Raw genomic sequence first — 16,718 nt, forward strand, 5'->3', positions numbered from 1 at the left:
TTGCTTTCCCTGCTGTTAATATACCGCTTCTGCAATCTGCTGTATGGTTTTCGAGTCGCCCATAGTGTAATAGTGCAGGCAGGGGGCACCGGCGGCTTTCAGTTCTTTGGACTGCTGAATGCACCACTCAATACCTACCTGACGGCGGGCTTCGGCGTCTTTGGCGTCCCTTATGCCCCTTACGAGGTCGTCGGGCAGGTCAATGTGGAAAATGCGGGGCAGGGCATTGAGCTGATACTTTTTGGTCATTGGCTTCAGCCCCGGCACGATAGGGACGTTGATACCGTTGGCGCGGCATTTATCGACGTAGTCAAAGTATTTCTGGTTGTCGAAAAACATCTGCGTGACGATGTAGTCGGCACCGGCATCAATCTTAGCTTTGGTAAACTCCATGTCCGCGTCCATATTGGGCGCTTCAAAGTGCTTTTCCGGATAACCGGCAATGCCGATGCAAAAGTCGGACTTTGCACCTTTTTCAATATTGGAGTCGAGGTACTTGCCCTCGTTCATCTCTGCAATTTGCTTAACCAGGTCAATGGCGTAGGCGTGGCCGTGCTCCTCCGCAACGAATTTCCCGTCAAATTTCCGGGCATCGCCGCGCAGGGCCAGAACGTTGTTGATATTGAGGAAGTTGAGATCAATCAGGGCGTTCTCCGTATCTTCCTTTGTGAAACCTCCGCAGATCAGGTGAGGCACAGCGTCTACACCATAACGGTGCATGATCGCTGCACAGATGCCCACCGTTCCCGGGCGCTTCCGGATGGCCGTCTTCTCGTAGTAACCGCTGGAACGCATTTTGTAAATGAACTCCTCCCGGTGGTACGTGACGTCAATGAATGGAGGCTTGAATTCCATGAGGGGGTCAAGGGTATCAAAAATGGCCTGCATACTGCCACCCTTGAGCGGGGGGAGCACCTCAAAGGAAATCAGGGTTTGCCCGTTGGCTTTCTCGAAGTATTCTGTGACTTTCATGCTTGGTTTTCAATAAAAACACGGCAAAGCTAAGCACTGCGTCTGTAAAATGCCACATATATCTGTCATAAGCTCAAAACTTGCACCGCTTTGACAAGAGGTAGGAGTATTGCGCTTGCTACGCCCTTTGTTTAATCGAAAGGGGCGCGCTGTTGGTCGGATAAAAAAGGACTTTGGCCGTGGATTCTTGGAAACGACTCCATTTTAAAATACTTTTGACTGAACGGTTGGTCAATAATAGTTCAACCCTTGGATTAGTGAAAAAGTGTAATCTGAATTTATGTCGCCACGCAGCAAAAAACAGTTTGAAGCCATGCGGCACGAGAGCATGGAGAAAATCGCAAATGCAGCATTACAGCTCTTTGGGAAGCAAGGTTTCCACAGCACCTCCATTGCGCAGATTGCCCGGGCGGCAGGGGTTTCAAAAGGCCTGCTGTACAACTACTTTGAAAGCAAGGAAGCGTTGCTGCACTTCATCATCCTGCACGCAGTGGAGGTTGGGGAGGCCCTGCTGGAACAGGCACTGACTCAAAACGACAGCCCGCAGGAACAACTCCGGGCTTTCACGGAAGGCACACTGGCGCTGCTGCAAAAAGACCCGGCATTCTGGCGGTTGCTGACTGCACTGGCTTTTCAGCAAGACATCCTGGAGGGGATTATGCCCCAACTCATGGAAAAACAAGGCACGGCCATGGCGAAAGTCATTGCGGTATTTGCCCAATTGGACGTACCTAACCCTCAGGAAGAAGCCATGTACTACAGTGCAGTCATGGACGGGATCGCCCTTCAGTTTGTGCAAATGCCGGAGGGCTATCCACTCGAACAAATGAAAGCAATGGTGCTCAAACGGTACCTCAAACCATAAATGACGGAGAAAAATAAAAACACAACCATATGAAACGCATACTGCTGCTGCTTTTCCTGCTGCCATTCATTAACGGCACACTGATCGCAGAAAAGGGCTTCCCGAAAAATAAAATACACAACTGGTCTTACCCCACTGCTAATGACCCTACCGCAAAGGAAATCATCCAAAAAGCCGACGAAAAGATGCGGGGCGAGTCCAATATCGCAACCATCAAAATGACCATCATCCGGCCCACCTGGGAACGGGAAATGACGCTCAAGAGTTGGGCCAAAGGCACGGAGTATTCTCTGACTTTGGTGACCGCCCCTGCCCGCGACAAAGGCACCGCATTCCTCAAGCGCGAAAAGGAAATCTGGAACTGGCAACCGACCATCGACCGGACGATTAAGATGCCGCCTTCCATGATGATGCAGTCCTGGATGGGCTCCGATTTTACCAACGATGACCTGGTCAGGGAGTCCAGCATCGTCACCGACTACGAGCACGAATTACTGGGCACAGAAACCCTGGAAGACCGGAACTGCTATAAGATCAAAATGACCCCAAAGCCGGATGCACCGGTCGTTTGGGGCGAGATTATCATCTGGATCAGCAAAGACGAGTACTTGCAGTTAAAAAGCGAATTTTACGATGAGGATGGCTACCTCGTGCAGACTATCTACGGTAAGCAGGTGAGGGAGATGGACGGCCGGGTCATCCCTTCTGTACTGGAAGTGGTGCCTGCCGATGAAGAAGGGCACAAAACCCGCCTGGAGTACCTCAGCCTCGATTTCAACGAACCCATTCAGCCTTCATTTTTCTCCATACAGAACATGAAGCGCGTTAAATAACATCGATTATGCTATTCAAAATGGCCTGGCGCAACATCTGGCGCAACCGCAGGCGTACCTTTATCACGGCAGCGTCCATCCTGTTCGCGGTGCTGTTCGCTTCCTTTATGGATTCCCTGCAGCGGGGCGCCTGGGACAATATGATCAACAACGTTGTCAACTACTACTTCGGCTACGTGCAGGTCCATCAGGATGGATATTGGGAAGAACAATCGATTGATAAGGCCTTCCTTCTGGCAGATTCTCTGGAGCAGGTTGGTGCGGTGGAAGGCGTGGAAGCGGTACTGCCCCGCCTGGAATCCTTTGCTCTGGCTGCAGCCGGGGAAACGACCTCTGGTGTCCTGGTGGCAGGCATTCTGCCCAATGTGGAAAACAAGATGACCGATTTGGAAAACCGCCTGGTAGAGGGGGAATACCTTACAGAAAGCGATGAGGCTGTACTGGTAGCCAGCGGGGTAGCGGACAAATTAGGGCTGGCGCTTGGCGACACCCTGGTCCTGATCAGTCAGGGCTACCGCGGGGTGAATGCCGCCGGGAAGTACCCGATCAAAGGCATCGCGAAATTCGGCTCTCCTGACCTTAACAAGCAAATGGTTTACCTGCCATTGCCCGCAGCCCAGTACTTCTACGGTGCCCCCGGGCTCGCCACTTCTCTGGCGCTGAAACTGAGCGGCCAGGATGATATCAAACCTGTAGTAGCTGCTCTGCGTACGCAGTTGGACACGAGCGCCTATGAAGTGATGGACTGGGAGGAACTGCTGCCTGATCTGGTGCAGGCCCGCGAGCTCGATACTGCCGGTAACGTCATCGTTTACTTCATCCTCTATATGATCATTGCTTTCGGCATATTCGGCACGATCCTGATGATGAGCAAGGAGCGGGAATATGAGTTTGGCGTGCTGATTTCCATCGGGCTTCAGCGCTGGCAACTGGCGCTCTCGGTGTGGGTGGAAGTCATCCTGCTTGGTGTACTTGGCGCTTTATCTGGCATTCTGCTGAGCATGCCTATTGTGTACTACTTCAAGGTCAACCCCATCCGTTTTGGTGGGGAAATGGCGAGCTCACTGGAGAAGTTTGGCTTTGAGCCCATCTTTCCGGCCACCTTTGATATGCAGATTTTTATGACTCAGGCGCTGTACGTCTTTATCCTTACGGCCGTGCTGGCGCTGTACCCCATTTTCAAAATCCGCAAACTGCAGCCGGTGCAGGCCATGCGGGGTTAATCAAAAATAACAAACGTATGATACCAATAATGGCATGGCGGAACGTCTGGCGGAGCCCCACAAGGAGCTGGGTCGTCATTTCCGCAATTGCATTGGGCATCTGGGCGGCGCTTTCACTTACCGGCTTTGCCACCGGTATGATGAAAAGCTACGTCAACAGCGCCATTGAAAACAGCGTGGGGCACCTGCAAATCCATGCGCCGGGCTTCACAGAAGAGTACGACCTGCAAAAGCAACTGCCTCCCGCATCTGAACTAAGCACCCAACTGGAAACACTGCCACAGCTGCAGGCCTACAGCATGCGCACGGTGGTTAGCGGTATGGCCTCTTCCAGTCAGGGGGCACGGGGCGTGATGGTGAAAGGCGTGGAGCCGGAGCAGGAAGCAGCGGTAAGCGCCATAGCCGAGAAACTGGTGGAGGGCGAGTTCTTTCCGGAAATGCGCGGCAATGCCGTGTTAATCGGGCAGGAGCTGGCCGAAAAGCTCAACCTCAAGCTCCGTTCCAAAATGGTACTGACCTTTCAGGGGCTCGACCGGGAGATTACGGCTGCAGCCTTCCGCGTAGTGGGTATTTTTGATACCGGCAATACGCCCTTTGATGGCGGCACCGTCTTTGTGGAGCGCGAGGACCTGAATCGCCTGATCATTGCACAGGCGGATACCACTACCGTACAGTCTGACCTGGTCTACGAAGCCGCTCTGCTGCTGAATGATGTTAATAAGGTGGATACAGTGGCCGCATTACTGGAAACAGCCCTGCCCGGGCAGGAGGTCAAAACCTACCGGGAAGTTTCCCCCGACCTGGAGCTGTACGAATCGCAAATTCAGAATGTCTCTATGATTTACCTGGTGGTGATTCTGCTGGCGCTGGTCTTCGGTATTATCAACACTATGCTGATGGCGGTACTGGAGCGTATCAAGGAGCTCGGTATGCTGATGGCTATTGGTATGAACAAGCTGCGTGTCTTCTCCATGATAGTGCTTGAAACCATATTATTAGGTATCGTAGCCACTCCGATCGGGCTCCTGCTGGGATACCTGACCATCAATTATGTACGGGAAAATGGCATCAATATGTCGGCCTACAGCGAAGGCATGGCGAGCTACGGCTTGTCGCAAATCATCTATTTCGACGTAGAGCCTGGCGTGTATTCCCAAATGGCAATTGGGGTTTTCCTTACAGCTATACTGGCAGCCATCTATCCGGCGCTGAAGGCGATCCGCCTCAAGCCTGTGGATGCCCTGCATAGCTTTTAACAACCAGAAAAAAACAACAAAAACATGGCTGTCATCACCACCAAAGGCGTTGAAAAAGTCTACAACCCTGATAAAATACCGGTCAAGGCCCTCAAAGGCGTCGATCTTGAAATCGAAGCCGGTGAATTTACGGCTATTGTCGGGCCGTCGGGCTCTGGCAAAACTACCCTGCTGAACATCATCGGCGGGCTGGACCGCCCCACTGCCGGATACGTGGAGGTAGGAGGAGAGGATATCTCCCAAATGTCGGACAATGCCCTGATCGACTTCCGTAAGGAACATATTGGCTTCGTCTTTCAGGCCTACAACCTCATTCCAGTGCTGACCGCCCGGGAGAATGTGGAGTTTGTGATGCTGCTGCAAAACCGTTCCAAAGCCGAGCGGCACGCCCGCGCTGATGAGCTTCTGAAAGCGGTAGGGCTGGAAGACAAAGTGCACAAACGCCCAGCTGAGCTCTCCGGCGGGCAGCAGCAGCGGGTGGCTGTGGCCCGGGCCTTAGCGCCCAAGCCCACCTTTATCCTCGCCGATGAGCCCACGGCAAACCTCGATTCTGAGTCAACGGCCAACCTGCTGGACATCATGGCGCGCCTGAATCAGGAAGAGGGCGTCACCTTCGTCTTCTCTACCCACGATCAGCGTGTCATCGACCGTGCCCGGCGGGTGGTTACACTGGTGGATGGAAAGGTGGATGAAGATTTACGCCGGTAACCGAAAACTGCTTATACCATGAAACGTATACTGCTACTGATGGTGCTTGGCATGAGCCTGGCCCCACTGCAGGCACAAGACGAGCCCCGCAACTGGACCGTCAACGGCTACCTGAAAAATATGCAGACCCTGCTGTTTTTCAATGACGCCTATCCGGATTTGTCGCAGGGCAAGCTGGTAGATACTTTCTTTCAGGACAACCTCATCCACAACCGCCTCAACTTCCGTTGGTACCCGGATGATAACTGGACGGTGCGGGCTGACCTGCGGACCCGGGTTTTCTACGGCAGTTTTGTGCAGGCCAGTCCCGGCTACGGCGATCAGGTAGACGATGTTAACAATGACTACTTCGACCTGTCCCACGTCATCCTCAACGAGCGGGCCTGGGTGATGCATACCATGCTAGACCGCCTGTACCTGGAGTACGTCAACGACAAGCTGGAAGTACGGTTGGGGCGGCAGCGCATCAACTGGGGCATCAGTACGGTTTGGAACCCCAACGATATTTTTAATGCCTTTGCCTTTACCGACTTCGACTATGAAGAGCGGCCCGGCAGCGATGCTCTTCGGGTGAAGTACTATACCGGCTTCGCATCGAGTGTGGAGTTGGCCGTTAGCATGTTTGATGATATTGATGAAGCGACGATGGCCGGGCTTTGGCGGTTCAATAAATGGTCTTACGATTTCCAGGTGCTGGCAGGTTACACCCGGGGCGATTGGGCATTGGGCGGTGGCTGGGCCGGCAATCTGGGCGATGCAGGCCTAAAAGGGGAATTCACCTACTTTTTGCCAGTGCAGGATTCGGATGACGATCCGGCTTTTGCCGCTACGCTGGGGCTGGATTACTCCTTTTCCAATTCTTTGTATGCCAGCCTGGGCTACCTGTACAACAGTGAAGGCGGCATCCGCAACAGCATCACCGGGCTCTTCGCCTTTGAGCTTTCTGCCCGAAATTTGTACCCCTACCGGCATGCTCTTTTTGCGCAAGCCACCTACCCGGTAACGCCTCTTTTTAACGCCGGTGCTGCGGTCATCTACAGCCCGGTGCAAGTGCACGCCCTTTTTGTCAATCCCACACTGACTTATTCCATACGGGCCAACTGGGACCTCGACCTGATCGGGCAATTGGCTTTCGATCAGGAGGCAGAAGGGTACAGGAGCCCGCTTCAGGCCGTGTTCTTTCGCTTGAAATGGAGTTTCTAAGGGCTCCGCAGCAGCGCGTTCTCAGGCGCGCGCAGGGCCATTCTCATAAGAAAGCGTTAAGTGGGCTTAAAAAGGCGGTGTAAGGCATTCCTGCATTAGAAAAAACGGCAAAATTTGCGTATTTTTGCAGGATGAGCACAGAAAATATGAGTGAACAAAAAAAGCCCCAAAACGGGGAGTACGGTGCCTCGAATATCACGGCACTGGAAGGATTGGAGGCGGTGCGCAAACGCCCGGGTATGTACATCGGAAGTACCGACACCAAAGGGCTTCATCACCTGGTCTGGGAGGTTATTGACAACTCCATCGATGAGCACCTGGCTGGCTACTGCAATCGCATTGAAACGATCATACACAAAGACAATTCCATCACGGTAAAGGACGATGGCCGGGGTATTCCGGTAGATATGCACACCAAGCTGAAGAAATCAGCACTGGAGGTGGTCATGACGGTCCTGCACGCTGGTGGTAAATTTGATAAGGATACTTATAAAGTTTCCGGTGGTTTGCACGGGGTGGGGGTATCTTGTGTGAATGCCTTATCCATGGACCTTCGCGCGGAAGTTCACCGTGACGGGAAAGTCTATGAGCAGCATTACAAAAAAGGGAAGCCGCAGGGCGATGTAGCTGAGATCGGTACCACAGACCGAAATGGAACGTTTATCACTTTCAAGCCTGACCCGGAGATTTTCAGTATGCTGGAGTACAGCTACGATATACTGGCCAACCGGATGCGGGAGCTTTCCTACCTCAATAGTGGTCTCACGCTTACCCTTATGGATGAGCGCGTGACCAACGAGAAAGGTGCACACCCTGTTGAGACTTTCTATTCGGAAGGCGGTCTGAAAGAGTTTGTCAAAAGCCTGGACAAATCCCGTACGGCGCTCATTGATGCGCCTATCCATGTGATTGGCAAGGAGGAGAACGTTGAGGTGGAAGTCGCACTGCACTACAACACGTCTTTCACGGAGACCATTTATTCCTATGTCAATAATATCAACACCCGGGAGGGCGGTACCCATGTCAATGGCTTCCGCCGCGCCGTCAACCGCCTGTTCAAGCAGTACGGTGAAGATAACGGGATGTTTAAAAAGCTGAAGTTTGCCATTTCCGGGGAAGACTTCCGGGAAGGTCTGACTGCTGTCGTGTCGGTGAAAGTGCCGGAGCCACAGTTTAAGGGGCAGACCAAAGGTGAGCTGGGCAACTCTGAGGTGACCGGTATCGTTTCCCGCTGTGTGGGCGAAGTGCTGGGCCATTACCTGGAAGAGCACCCGCAGGCGGCCAGGAAGATCGTTGATAAGGTCATTTTGGCAGCCACTGCCCGCCACGCGGCCCGCAAAGCCCGCGAAATGGTACAGCGCAAGAACGTGCTAACGGGTAGCGGCCTGCCGGGCAAGCTGGCGGACTGTTCTTCCCGCAACCCGGATGAGTCCGAGCTCTTCCTGGTAGAGGGTGACTCGGCAGGTGGAACAGCCAAGCAGGGCCGTGACCGCCGGTTCCAGGCTATCCTGCCACTACGGGGTAAAATCCTCAATGTGGAGAAAGCCATGGAGCACAAGATTTACGAGAACGAGGAAATCAAGAATATGTTTACGGCTCTAGGCGTCTCTATTGAGGAAGCCGAAGATGGGGAGCGTAAACTGAACATGGAAAAGTTGCGCTACCATAAGATCATTATCATGTGTGATGCCGACGTGGATGGTAGTCACATTGTAACCTTAATTCTGACTTTCTTCTTCCGCTACATGCGCCCATTGGTGGAAAATGGCAATATCTATATCGCCACACCACCGCTTTACCTCGTGAAGAAAGGCAAGCAGTTCCGCTATTGCTGGACAGAAGACGAGCGTAAGGAAGCCGTTGCGGCTTACGGCAAAGGAGAGAATGACAGTGGCGTAAAAGTACAGCGCTACAAGGGTCTTGGCGAGATGAATGCGGAGCAGCTCTGGGAAACCACGATGGACCCGGATACCCGTATCCTGCAGCAAGTCTCTATTGACGATGCGCAGGTCGCCAATGATATTTTCTCCATGCTGATGGGGGATGAGGTACCGCCGCGCCGCGCCTTCATCGAGGCTAATGCGAAATACGCTAACGTAGACGTGTAAGCTATCTCTTTTACAAAAGCGTACAATAATAACTGCCGGTTCCGAGACTTTGTGTCTTGGAGCTGGCAGTTATTTTTCAGGAGTGGGGGACTTGCTTTTGGAATTGATCCCGGAAGAAGACTTGAGGCCGCCATTCCACACAGTGCCTTTTCAAATTTTGGCCAATTGAAAGGAAGGCTTCAGGGTACTATCAGCAGGAATGTATAGAAAGCGGTTAAAAGATAAAGTAGGTAGTACGCAAGGAGATATTATGTGACAAGGTCCATCGGTTGGGGTTTTGACTATGATTGGCAGTCAAATTCGCTAGCAAGGTCATGGTCCAATTATAATTCAGGAAATAATTTATAGACAAGGTAGAGCGGAGCCTGGAGCTGTTGAATTGAGTGCTGGTACCTGGGTTGGGCCCAACGCTGGAGGAAAGCCACTCATTGATGAGGAGTTGATTAGTCAAAATCAATTGGGAGCGGGAGTTGGGCAGCCACACCCGTCGGTAAAATAAAGAAAAATAAGCTTGCCACCATTCTCTGTCGATATCAAAATCGTTATCGATCACCTGTGTCCCCTCAAATATATGCAGAATATCCAGCCTCCCCCCGAAGCCGTGGCTGCCATTGTTTTGTGGAACAATACGGTGCCGTTCATATTCCAGAAATGCACCGCCCGAAAGATCCACCCTTCTGATGTTGTTGAGTTCATCATCTCTTAGTAGTTGTCCCATTGCGGCGCCCTGAATACCGTAGGTGAACTGCGAGCCATGTCTCAATGTGGCCCGGTTGGCAAATGCCCAGTTATCATTGAGAATGGCAAAAAGGTCGAAGCTTTCTGTCTCAATAAGGCCCGATTCCAGGAGCGTTTGATTAAGTTGCTTAAGCTCATAAATTCGGCGTCGGCGGAAATCAAAGACCCGGTTGCCAATAATATCAGTAATTGTTTGGGCTAGTTGGTCAATATTTTCACTGGCATAGGTATTAACGACCCCTGCGGCTTTTAAATCCTGCATGATCCACGTAGCCAGCAGTGCGTCCTCTGCAAATTCAATCCGACCCATGCCTCTGAAAAGGGAAGGCGTCAATGATAGTCTCGACGCAGCGAAATCATCGGGTGTATTATTGCCCTGTTGCGTAGCATCGAGCCCTCCACTCCATCCCCAAAATTTATTGCTGCCAGGTTTATAGAAAAGCCGGCTCATGGATAAATCGACTTCCAAACTGTAAGTGGTTTCTGTTGAAGGAAGCTGAACGGGCGAGGAATTGTTTCTGGAATCTACATTAAGGCTAAGCGTTGACCGGATCGAATTCGTCGCTATGACCGTATCCGTAAGGCGGTTGAGAAATCCATTCCCCCATGAAAGGATACCAAAATCGTTATTTGGCCTTCTGGTTCTGTCATAGAAGCCAATTATTGAAGCACGGCTATCAAGTGAAAGCCCGGGCCGCCGTTCATAGCGGGCTTTGTACTGGCTAAGATCATAAAGGTCATTCTGCGCCAATAGTGCAGACGTGCAGGCCAGAAGTGCAAGGCAAACGAAATATTTGAAAAACATGAGCGCGTAATTTGGGGTTGATTAAATACAGATTTTAGAGATATTTGGCTTTTTGAAGAAAAAGCTGCATTATCAGGCGTAAAATACAAAGGTTTTTGCGTTTTCAAAACCGTTAGCAAGCGTGCAATCCTACTATATCCTTTACTAACGGCTACTTTACAAGGTAGAATCAACCACATGACCCAAAAAAACAACTTTATGCTGCCCATACTTTATGGACTCGTCATGACACTCCTGAGTTGCCAACCCGCCAATGACAAGGCTGCTGATCAGGCTACAGGCCTCACGCTGGCTCCGGATTTTTCTTTTGACTACCGGCTTGATGATCCGGACGAGGCTTTTAAACTGCCTAATGAACTGGAGGAAATTTCCGGGCTCGGTATTTCAGAAGACGGAGAGGAGCTCGTAGCCGTACAAGACGAAGAGGGCATCCTCTTTTTTATCAATCCTTACAATGGGGAGGTCACAAGGGAGGCAAAGTTTTGGAAAGACGGCGATTACGAAGGCGTGGAATGGGTGGGCAATACCATTTATGTCGTTAAAAGTACGGGGACCATTTATGAGGTAATGAATCCGGCGAAAGCCAATCAAACCGTGGAGAAATACAACTTTTTCCTCAATGATGATAACGATGTCGAGGGGCTGGCTTATGATAAAGCCAACAACCGCCTTTTGCTGGCCTGCAAGGCACAGGCCGGGCATGAGGTGGAGTACCCCCACAAGAAAGGGATATATGCCTTTGATCTGAAGGAAAAAGTACTACAGGAACAACCGGTCTATTTTGTGGATGCGGACTCCGTGCGGCACTACCTCGATCAGGCCCCGGCCATTCGGAAACTGGAAAAGCTGATGGAGTTTTTTGACCCCGGTGAAGCCTTTGGGTTCAGTCCTTCTGCTATTGCGATTCACCCACTGACCGGGCATCTGTACATTACCTCTTCGGTTGGTAAGATGCTTTTAGTGCTCGACCGCTCCGGGCGGATTTTGCACATTGAGAAGCTCAGCAAAAAAGTACACCCACAACCTGAGGGCCTCTGCTTTGACCCCAATGGCGGGCTCTACCTGTCTAATGAAGGCAAAGGCGGCACACCCAAATTCTACCGGTTCAATTTAAAACCACGGAATTAGCGGCCTGGCCCAAGAACCTCTTGTCGGTTCAGGGTGTTGTTCCCAAATATATAGCAAACTATATAAGTCAAGGCCAGAAAAGGCGCGTTGAGCTTGTTTAAGTGCTGTATTTACCTGATTATTGTGGTGCTTTTCGGCAGCACGAAGGCAAAACTCTTTCATAACCCAATATACCCACTGCCCTTATGAGCGTAGTAGAAATGAAAGTCCCAACCATCGGAGAATCCGTCACGGAAGTGACCCTTTCCCAATGGCTAATTGCGGACGGCGACTATGTCGAACTCGACCAACCCATTTGCGAATTTGAATCGGACAAAGCCACGCTGGAGTTCCCGGCAGAAGCTTCCGGTAAGCTGATCCACGTAGCGGCGGAAGACGATGACCTGGAAATTGGTGCACTTGTAGCCAAAATCGACACAAGCGTCAGTAAAGAAAGTGGTGGTGGAGATGCGCCAAAGGGCAATGCACCTGCTAAGGAAGAACCGGCTCCTGAAAAGGAAGAAACGAAAGAGCCTGCCACGGCAGAAGCCTCTGAAAGCGAAGACAGCTACGCTGCCGGTCATCCGTCTCCGGCTGCTGCTAAAATTTTGAAGGAAAACGATATTGACCCGCAGGCGGTCAAAGGTACGGGCAAGGACGGCCGCATCACTAAAGATGATGCTCAAAAAGCCGTGGAAGCTAAAAAGCAGGCACCGGCACCCAGCCCGGCACCGGCCAAAGAGGCTCCGGCAAAGGAAGCACCTGCTAAGCAGGTTGTCTTCTCTTCCAGCGAAAACTTCAGTCGGGAGACTTCCTCAAAGAAGATGAGCCGTATGCGCCGCACCATTGCCAAGCGCCTCGTCAGTGCGAAGAACGAAACGGCTATGCTCACCACCTTCAATGAGGTGGACCTTACCGAGGTGATGAAGCTGCGTAAAACGTACCAGGAACGCTTCGTCGAGAAGTACGGCATCAAATTGGGCTTTATGTCGCTTTTCGCGAAAGCTTGTGCCAAGGCACTCATGGAAATGCCTGATGTGAACGCCAAACTAGACGGGGACAATCTGGTGTACCATGACTACGCTGACGTGTCCATCGCGGTCTCTACACCGAATGGCCTGGTAGTGCCTCCGGTACACAATGTGGAGTCGCTATCCTTTGCAGAAATTGAGTACAAAATTAAGGAACTGGCAATCAAAGCCCGTGACGGCAAACTCACCCTTGAGGAAATGTCAGGAGGGACCTTCACCATCACCAACGGCGGCATCTTCGGCTCCCTGCTGAGCACGCCCATCCTGAATGAGCCGCAGTCGGCTATTCTCGGCATGCACGGCATCAAAAACCGGCCAATGGCGATTGACGGTGAGGTGAAAATCCGCCCGATGATGTACCTGGCCCTGTCCTACGACCACCGGGTGATTGACGGTAGTACTTCCGTGACCTTCCTGGTGAAAGTCAAAGAATACATTGAAGATCCGGTAAGTATGCTGCTTGACCTGTAGATCCTTTGCCTTACCGGTATAAAAGAAAGCCCCCGTCAGCATTGGTTGGCGGGGGCTTTTGTGTGTAATGTATCAGGATTTAATCTTCCAATATCGCCTGATAGAGCACCTCGTGCAAACGGGGCCGGATGTTTAGCTCATAGAGCTTCCGGTTCTCCCGGGTAGGGTAAACCCGGTTGGACAGGAAGACCAGTAGTAGCCCACTCTCCGGGTCTGCCCAAGTGAAGGTACCGGTATAGCCGCTGTGCCCAAAGCTTGCCGGGCTTGCGGATGCTGCCACATAACTCCGGGTAGAGTCGTACTCAATCATAGGCTTGTCAAAGCCCAGCCCCCTGCGGTTGCCCTCATCGCAGTACTGGCAACGGGTAAATTCCGCCACGGAGGCAGAGTCGATTAGCTGTTCGCCTGTAGCCCGGCCGTTATTCATGTAGAGATGCATCAGCTTAGCCAGGTCGCCGGCATTGGCAAACAGCCCGGCATTGGCGGAGATACCACCCATCATTGCTGCGCCTTCGTCGTGCACATAGCCATGGAGTTGCTGCATGCGGAAGAAGGTGTCCTGCTCCGTAGGGACGATTTGTTCCCTAGAGTACTCTTCCAATGGACGGTAACCCAGAGAAAACGCACCCAACCGGTGGTAAAAGTTCTGGTCAAGGTACTCGGTATAGGCGGTGGAGGTCAGGTCTGCCACAATTTCAGGCAACAGGTAAAACAGCAGCCCGGAATACACATAACCCGGCTCCTCATTCAAAGGCGACTTTTTAATGGCTTTGTAAATGCGTTTTTTGTACTTCCGATGCAGCCACAGATCGTCAGTCACGTAGATGGGAAATCGCTTCGAGGAGTCTTTCTTAAAGGTAAACCAGCGGAATCGCCCGTCATTAACGCGCTCGTTGTCCCATTTTTTTTGCCAGGGATAACGGCTATGCCCCCGGAGCGTGCCTTTCCAGTACGGAATCCACGGCCGCAGTCGGGCATTGTGTGCCAGCATGGACCGGAAAGTCAGGTCACCCTTGTCGGAGCCTTTAAATTCGGGCATATACTTTTCGAGCGGTGCATTGAGCTGGAACTGCCCTTCTCCGTGCAGCTTCATCAGCGCAGGCAGAGCCGATGATATTTTGGTGACAGAAGCCAGATCGTAGAGGTCATCTATGGAGACTGCCTGTGTGTTTTCAAAGGTGTGGTGGCCAAATGCCTTGTGGTACACCACATTGCCATGCCGGGCTACGAGGACCTGAGCCCCCGGGTAAGCACCTTTGGCAATCCCTTCTTCCACGATAGCCGCAATACTGTCCTCAAGCAAAGCCTGATTCAGGTCTGCATAATCGAAAGGGGTATATCGGAGGTGTTCTCCTCCGGGGTAAGTGTAGCCGTCGCCGGTCCGCAGGTCTGTGCCCCTAAGGCCGCCCCGTAGTTTGCCCTGAGCGCCTACTGCCCCAAAAACAATCTGGGCTGCCACCACGGTTCCCATCTCTTCGTGAGAGGGCGTAATGAGCATGCCGTGGGCTTTACGCAGGAAAGGCATAACCTGAAGCACGCTGCCGTCGCCGTTGATAAACACCAGTGTTGGCAATTGCTCAATGAGTGGCTTTATGAAATCCTGGTAGTTGTATACGGCTGGTACCTGTCCGGCAACAGGGATGTCTTCCAGTTCCAAAATAAACAGGTTAAATTTTTCGCGCTGTTCGGCCAGCCACTCCTCCGTAATATCAAAAGGCGTATTGACGTGCGTTACCGGCGCGTATTTGTTCAGGGTTTCGAGGAAGGGGCCGGTTTGCAACTGCCCGAAGCTGATGTGAGCAATACGTAGAGTATCCAGCCGTTTCAGGGGCAGCAGTTCGTCCTGATTGATTAAGACGGTGGTGGCCTGTTCTGCCCTTTTGAAGGATAGGCTGGCTTTGAGGTCCTCAGAAGGCTGCCCGGTCAGGAGCAGGGGCAGGGCCGAAAAAAGAAAAGCAAGTAGAAGTACCCGTTGCATTTAAGTTTATATTTTGTCATATTAATGTGCTGCAACAAAAGTACACATCTGAACTCCAATTCCCATGAAGCGATGCTTACCCATATTTTTCCTTTTGATATCCGCTACCCTTATGGCTCAGCCAGAGCAGGAAGACAAAAGCCTGGATATTCTTTACCGCATGCTGTACGAGTCGGAGGTATTTAGCGAAATCTTTACTGGTTTTGCCCTTTACGACCCGGAGCAGGAGCGCTTTCTGATGGAGAAAGATGCTGGTAAATACTTTACACCGGCCTCAAATACTAAAATTTTTACCCTCTATACTGCACTCCGGGTTTTGGGAGACTCCATTCCGGCTTTCCGGTATGCCGTCACCGGAGATTCTATGGTAATTTGGGGAACCGGCGACCCCATGTTCCTGCACCCTGCATTACCAGGAGATACGGTAGGTTTGGCTTTGTTAAAGGACACGACCTGCCAGTTATTCTTCAGCGCACATAATTACAAGGACGAACGCTTTGGCCCCGGCTGGGCCTGGGATGATTACGGGTACAGCTATCAACCTGAGAAATCTTCTTTCCCGTTGTACGGCAATCAGGTCTACTTTAGTCGCATCAAAACCGGTGAAGGCATCTCTGCTTATCCCCCCTACTTCCGGCAAAGGCTGGTCTATAACCCCCGGATGGACGGTACATACCCCCGGATATTGCGCAGAGAATATAGCAACGACTTTGAGTATAATGACCCGGCACTATCCGGCCCGCCATTTGAGCGTACGCGCCCCTTTAATGTCACGCCTACCCTGATTGCCCAACTGCTGAGCGACACCCTCCACAAACCGGTCGGTTGCCTGGACCTGACCCATCTGCCGCCCTTGCACGTAAAGACGCACTACCGGGCTGTACCGGATACGCTTTACCGTAAACTCATGCAGGAAAGTGACAACTTCATTGCCGAGCAATTGCTGCTCGCCTGCTCAGAGAAAATATCCGGCAGTCAAAGCACGGCTGAAGCCATACGCTATGCGCAGGACAGCCTTTATGCCGGCTTACCGGACCGCCTGCTGTGGCGCGATGGCTCAGGTTTGTCCCGGTACAATCTCTTTACGCCCCGGACGATGGTCGGCGTGCTTGATCTTATCCGGCAGGAAAAGCCCGCAACGTGGCGGCACAGCGTATTCCCCGCCGGTGGCGTCTCCGGCACCATTGAAGACCTCTACGCTAACCGTCAGGGCGAGCCCTACGTATTTGCCAAAACCGGCACCCTGAGCAATAAGCACTGCCTGAGCGGCTATCTGCTGACCGCCTCTGGCCGGGAGCTCATTTTCAGCTTTATGCACAACAACTACGTGCAGGGCACTGCCCCCGTCAAAAAGGAAATGCAGCAAGTGCTGGAGTTCATCCGTGATAACTTCTGATTTGTTAAAGCCAGGCAACGGGCG

General features: G+C 52.0%; 13 protein-coding genes. 10 read left to right on the forward strand and 3 right to left on the reverse strand.

Translation table 11 applies throughout. From position 1 onward, the window contains the following. Nucleotides 1-15 precede the first annotated feature (15 nt). A complete protein-coding gene (metF, locus tag IX84_RS10340; protein WP_044219689.1) occupies nucleotides 16-972 on the reverse strand; it encodes a methylenetetrahydrofolate reductase [NAD(P)H] in 957 nt (318 codons plus the stop codon). A gap of 280 nt (nucleotides 973-1,252) precedes the next feature. Here metF and IX84_RS30915 point away from each other — a divergent pair, with 280 nt between their 5' ends. The 7 genes from IX84_RS30915 to gyrB all read left to right on the forward strand — a co-directional run bounded on the left by IX84_RS30915 (nucleotide 1,253) and on the right by gyrB (nucleotide 9,168). Next, nucleotides 1,253-1,837: a TetR/AcrR family transcriptional regulator gene (locus IX84_RS30915; RefSeq protein WP_052515921.1), complete on the forward strand. Its 585-nt coding sequence runs from the start codon at nucleotides 1,253-1,255 to the stop codon at nucleotides 1,835-1,837. 29 nt (nucleotides 1,838-1,866) lie between these two features. Beyond that, the gene (locus IX84_RS10350) at nucleotides 1,867-2,670 is read left to right on the forward strand and encodes an outer membrane lipoprotein-sorting protein (protein WP_081968696.1); all 804 of its coding nucleotides are present in this window, start codon (nucleotides 1,867-1,869) and stop codon (nucleotides 2,668-2,670) included. A gap of 8 nt (nucleotides 2,671-2,678) precedes the next feature. Beyond that, on the forward strand, nucleotides 2,679-3,893 hold the full coding sequence (locus IX84_RS10355; RefSeq protein ID WP_044219691.1) for an ABC transporter permease: 1,215 nt from the start codon (nucleotides 2,679-2,681) through the stop codon (nucleotides 3,891-3,893). A 17-nt stretch (nucleotides 3,894-3,910) separates the two neighbouring features. Then, nucleotides 3,911-5,149, forward strand: coding sequence for an ABC transporter permease (locus tag IX84_RS10360; protein ID WP_044219694.1), 1,239 nt, complete (start codon nucleotides 3,911-3,913; stop codon nucleotides 5,147-5,149). Nucleotides 5,150-5,173: 24 nt separating this feature from the next. Beyond that, nucleotides 5,174-5,857 carry an ABC transporter ATP-binding protein gene (locus IX84_RS10365; RefSeq protein WP_044219695.1) on the forward strand — a complete coding sequence of 228 codons (684 nt, stop codon included), beginning with the start codon at nucleotides 5,174-5,176 and terminating at the stop codon, nucleotides 5,855-5,857. 18 nt (nucleotides 5,858-5,875) lie between these two features. Further along, nucleotides 5,876-7,060 (forward strand): TonB-dependent receptor, encoded by a 1,185-nt coding sequence (locus IX84_RS10370; protein WP_052515923.1) that lies wholly within the window; start codon nucleotides 5,876-5,878, stop codon nucleotides 7,058-7,060. A gap of 146 nt (nucleotides 7,061-7,206) precedes the next feature. Continuing rightward, complete coding sequence (gene gyrB / locus IX84_RS10375) at nucleotides 7,207-9,168, forward strand: DNA topoisomerase (ATP-hydrolyzing) subunit B (protein WP_044219823.1); 1,962 nt, start codon at nucleotides 7,207-7,209, stop codon at nucleotides 9,166-9,168. A 214-nt stretch (nucleotides 9,169-9,382) separates the two neighbouring features. On the opposite strand, the gene IX84_RS10380 is transcribed toward gyrB, so the two are convergent. After that, nucleotides 9,383-10,711: a hypothetical protein gene (locus IX84_RS10380; protein ID WP_044219697.1), complete on the reverse strand. Its 1,329-nt coding sequence runs from the start codon at nucleotides 10,709-10,711 to the stop codon at nucleotides 9,383-9,385. 198 nt (nucleotides 10,712-10,909) lie between these two features. Here IX84_RS10380 and IX84_RS10385 point away from each other — a divergent pair, with 198 nt between their 5' ends. Both IX84_RS10385 and odhB read left to right on the forward strand, forming a co-directional pair. Then, nucleotides 10,910-11,839 carry an SdiA-regulated domain-containing protein gene (locus IX84_RS10385; protein ID WP_044219700.1) on the forward strand — a complete coding sequence of 310 codons (930 nt, stop codon included), beginning with the start codon at nucleotides 10,910-10,912 and terminating at the stop codon, nucleotides 11,837-11,839. Between the two features lie 185 nt (nucleotides 11,840-12,024). Continuing rightward, entirely contained in the window at nucleotides 12,025-13,320 is a 1,296-nt protein-coding gene (odhB, locus tag IX84_RS10390) for a 2-oxoglutarate dehydrogenase complex dihydrolipoyllysine-residue succinyltransferase (protein WP_044219703.1), read from the forward strand. Between the two features lie 79 nt (nucleotides 13,321-13,399). Here the strand turns inward: odhB and IX84_RS10395 are convergent, their stop codons facing one another. Then, a complete protein-coding gene (locus tag IX84_RS10395) occupies nucleotides 13,400-15,298 on the reverse strand; it encodes a serine hydrolase domain-containing protein (RefSeq protein WP_052515925.1) in 1,899 nt (632 codons plus the stop codon). Between the two features lie 112 nt (nucleotides 15,299-15,410). Here IX84_RS10395 and IX84_RS10400 point away from each other — a divergent pair, with 112 nt between their 5' ends. Continuing rightward, complete coding sequence (locus IX84_RS10400) at nucleotides 15,411-16,694, forward strand: D-alanyl-D-alanine carboxypeptidase/D-alanyl-D-alanine-endopeptidase (RefSeq protein WP_044219828.1); 1,284 nt, start codon at nucleotides 15,411-15,413, stop codon at nucleotides 16,692-16,694. The last annotated feature ends 24 nt before the right edge of the window (nucleotides 16,695-16,718 follow it).

This window comes from Phaeodactylibacter xiamenensis, from assembly GCF_000759025.1.
GTDB classification, from domain to species: domain Bacteria; phylum Bacteroidota; class Bacteroidia; order Chitinophagales; family Saprospiraceae; genus Phaeodactylibacter; species Phaeodactylibacter xiamenensis.

Coding starts and splice junctions, on each gene's coding strand:
- metF (WP_044219689.1), bottom strand. CDS start 972: ATGAAAGTCACAGAATACTTCGAGAAAGCCAACGGGCAAACCCTGATT.
- IX84_RS30915 (WP_052515921.1), top strand. CDS start 1,253: ATGTCGCCACGCAGCAAAAAACAGTTTGAAGCCATGCGGCACGAGAGC.
- IX84_RS10350 (WP_081968696.1), top strand. CDS start 1,867: ATGAAACGCATACTGCTGCTGCTTTTCCTGCTGCCATTCATTAACGGC.
- IX84_RS10355 (WP_044219691.1), top strand. CDS start 2,679: ATGCTATTCAAAATGGCCTGGCGCAACATCTGGCGCAACCGCAGGCGT.
- IX84_RS10360 (WP_044219694.1), top strand. CDS start 3,911: ATGATACCAATAATGGCATGGCGGAACGTCTGGCGGAGCCCCACAAGG.
- IX84_RS10365 (WP_044219695.1), top strand. CDS start 5,174: ATGGCTGTCATCACCACCAAAGGCGTTGAAAAAGTCTACAACCCTGAT.
- IX84_RS10370 (WP_052515923.1), top strand. CDS start 5,876: ATGAAACGTATACTGCTACTGATGGTGCTTGGCATGAGCCTGGCCCCA.
- gyrB (WP_044219823.1), top strand. CDS start 7,207: ATGAGTGAACAAAAAAAGCCCCAAAACGGGGAGTACGGTGCCTCGAAT.
- IX84_RS10380 (WP_044219697.1), bottom strand. CDS start 10,711: ATGTTTTTCAAATATTTCGTTTGCCTTGCACTTCTGGCCTGCACGTCT.
- IX84_RS10385 (WP_044219700.1), top strand. CDS start 10,910: ATGCTGCCCATACTTTATGGACTCGTCATGACACTCCTGAGTTGCCAA.
- odhB (WP_044219703.1), top strand. CDS start 12,025: ATGAGCGTAGTAGAAATGAAAGTCCCAACCATCGGAGAATCCGTCACG.
- IX84_RS10395 (WP_052515925.1), bottom strand. CDS start 15,298: ATGCAACGGGTACTTCTACTTGCTTTTCTTTTTTCGGCCCTGCCCCTG.
- IX84_RS10400 (WP_044219828.1), top strand. CDS start 15,411: ATGGCTCAGCCAGAGCAGGAAGACAAAAGCCTGGATATTCTTTACCGC.